This window comes from Arhodomonas sp. KWT (genome assembly GCF_010993615.1).
The window spans coordinates 1-3,096 of record NZ_WNXE01000247.1 but is presented as its reverse complement, the minus strand read 5'-3'; the positions used below and the strand labels follow the sequence as shown (position 1 = coordinate 3,096).

Annotated in this window: 1 protein-coding gene and 1 CRISPR repeat array; the gene reads left to right on the top strand. The window is 65.1% G+C overall.

What is annotated here, in order from left to right:
- On the top strand, window positions 1-513 hold a 513-nt coding region (gene cas6f / locus G7A99_RS17380), incomplete at its 5' end, for a type I-F CRISPR-associated endoribonuclease Cas6/Csy4 (RefSeq protein WP_205599898.1).
- A 130-nt stretch (window positions 514-643) separates the two neighbouring features.
- Window positions 644-2,353: direct repeats of the CRISPR family, unit length 28 nt; unit sequence GTTCGCTGCCGCGCAGGCAGCTCAGAAA.
- Window positions 2,354-3,096: the final 743 nt, after the last annotated feature.

Sequence of the window (3,096 nt, the reverse complement as noted above, 5' to 3'; positions counted from 1 at the left end):
TCCATGCTGCTCGGCGCACTGGTGAGCAAGCTGCACCGGGGGCTGGTGGACATCGATGCCGACGATATCGGCATCAGCTTCCCCGCCCATCAGACCGATCCCCGTACCCTGGGCGACGTGCTGCGGCTCCACGGAACGGCGGACCGGCTCCATGAGCTGACAGGGCTCCGCTGGCTCACCGGCATGCGCGACCACGTCGATCACGGCGGGATCCGGGCCGTACCCGACGGGGCCGCTCACCGGGTCGTGCGGCGCCGCCAGTACAAGACCAGCGCCGAGCGGCTGCGGCGCCGGCGCATGCGCCGGCATGGCGAGACCTACGAGCAGGCCTGCGTCCAGGTCCCGGACAGCGTCGAGCGGCAGGTGACGACCCCCTTCGTCACCGTCCGCAGCAGCAGTACCGGCCGGGCGTTCAGCCTGTTCATCGAACACGGCGACTGCGGCCCGGACCCCGTGCCTGGGGCTTTCAGCACCTACGGGCTCAGCCGCACGGCCACCGTGCCGTGGTTCTGACCCTTTTTCCGGCGGCCGATGGCCTGACCCCGTAAATCAGTCACTTAGCGAGGTGCCTGAAAAAAGGGTCAACGGCCGCCGGAGCCTCGTTGTTCTTTAACAAACAGGCGGTTACCGCTGATAGACTCTAGTTCGCTGCCGCGCAGGCAGCTCAGAAATGGTCGACCGGTTCGGCGAGACCGAGCTGGTCCGTTCGCTGCCGCGCAGGCAGCTCAGAAATGATCTGCTCGTCGAGATCAGCGAAGCGTGATGTTCGCTGCCGCGCAGGCAGCTCAGAAAGCGATCGGCTGCGCGAAGATCAGGCGGCGCTGGTTCGCTGCCGCGCAGGCAGCTCAGAAATTCCCCAGTCTGTGCGTATTCGGTGATTTTTAGTTCGCTGCCGCGCAGGCAGCTCAGAAAGGGAGCTGGGGGCTCTATATGGAGCTGGCCAGGTTCGCTGCCGCGCAGGCAGCTCAGAAAACGACCGACGTGATCACCCTCGGCATCCCGCCGTTCGCTGCCGCGCAGGCAGCTCAGAAATCCCGCCTCGTTCTTCGTCCCTGCCTCGCCACGTTCGCTGCCGCGCAGGCAGCTCAGAAAACGTCACCAGCAACGCTATGAGTCGCGGCATTGTTCGCTGCCGCGCAGGCAGCTCAGAAACGCGACCGCCGCTCATCGACCACGTCGAGGACGTTCGCTGCCGCGCAGGCAGCTCAGAAAGACCCGAGGACGGTAGCGGCGGCGCCGGCGAGGTTCGCTGCCGCGCAGGCAGCTCAGAAATGCCCGCCACTCGTAGAGCCGGCCGAGCGCGTGTTCGCTGCCGCGCAGGCAGCTCAGAAAAGCATCGCGGCGAGCGAGCGAAACTCGGCCGTGTTCGCTGCCGCGCAGGCAGCTCAGAAACGTTACGGTGGCTTCAAGATTGCCATCAATGTGTTCGCTGCCGCGCAGGCAGCTCAGAAAGGCGGCGACAAGCCGGTGAAGGGGCGGGTGGCGTTCGCTGCCGCGCAGGCAGCTCAGAAAACCGTCGCTGTGACCCTCGTCACCCTGGCCGCGTTCGCTGCCGCGCAGGCAGCTCAGAAAACGGACGGCGCGTACTTCTCCAGCACCCGCGCGTTCGCTGCCGCGCAGGCAGCTCAGAAAAGGGTCGGTGGCCTATCACTACGTGGTGTCGCGTTCGCTGCCGCGCAGGCAGCTCAGAAAAGCCGCAGCCGCCAACGTGCCGATAGACACCCGTTCGCTGCCGCGCAGGCAGCTCAGAAATGGGCGCCGCTGCCGTCGAGCACCTGCCACTCGTTCGCTGCCGCGCAGGCAGCTCAGAAATCGAGTAATTGACGGCGCATGGAAGGCCGTTCGTTCGCTGCCGCGCAGGCAGCTCAGAAAATTCTGATCGTAGTAGTACGGATCGATCACATGTTCGCTGCCGCGCAGGCAGCTCAGAAATCGCCGGCCAGGATGGCGTAGCCGTCGTCGGTGTTCGCTGCCGCGCAGGCAGCTCAGAAATATACATCTACGGGGAACGACCGACGGGTAATCGTTCGCTGCCGCGCAGGCAGCTCAGAAAATGGGAAATCTTATTTGGACGGGCGCCGACTCGTTCGCTGCCGCGCAGGCAGCTCAGAAAGTATCCCTCGCCGATCTGGGCCAGCCCACCGGGTTCGCTGCCGCGCAGGCAGCTCAGAAAATTTCGCGTTCGCGCTGGCCCTCGGCCTTGGTGTTCGCTGCCGCGCAGGCAGCTCAGAAAACGGAGGCCCTGCAGCTCCATCCGCAGGGCCGGTTCGCTGCCGCGCAGGCAGCTCAGAAAAACTCACCACTCAGCAGGTGACGCTCCAGGTAGTTCGCTGCCGCGCAGGCAGCGCAAAAACCAGGTTCGTCGCACTTTGCCGGGAAAAGATCGCGAATGGTGTGCTGCAGGCAGGCGCTGTCGCGGTCCCATTGGCCGTCGGTTTGGTCATGTCCGTGATCGCACTGGCGTAAGGTACGCCGGGTGCGACCCCAGGCGGCACCTGACATCCGTGCGGAACGTTGCACGCCTGCGGCGCACAACCTACGCCGGGTCGTTTCTGTAGGTCGGTTGCTCCTGGCAACCGACAGGTGGGGTGCCGGCGGTCTCCCGGTCGGCGGGCGGGGGCCGGGGCGCGGCTTTGCCTGGGCGGTGTCCCCGCGGGATGTCGCCTATGGCCTGCCCGCCGTTGTCTGCACTGACCTCGTCTGTCGGGCAGTGCCGTGCCTCATTGCCGGCTCTGGTGTCGTTCCGGCACGTGAGCGATATCACCGTGGCTGTCGGTTGCCAGGAGCAACCGACCTACCCTAGCGGCACCCCGTGCCGGGCGCCTTCGGCACCTACGGGCTCAGCCGCGCGGTCACCGTGCCCTCGTTCCGACCCTTTTTCCGGCGGCCGACGACGGCATCCCGTCAATCAGTGGCTTAGCGAAGTATCTGAAAAAAGGGTCAACAGTTGCTGAATCCCCGTTGTTCTTCAACAAACAGGGGGTTACCGCTGATAGACTCTAGTTCGCTGCCGTGTAGGTGTCAGGTCCCGGATGATTGCGCACCTGCCGAATGAATAGTTGCGGGTGGCTTTGTTGCCATTCCTTCAGCGCCTGT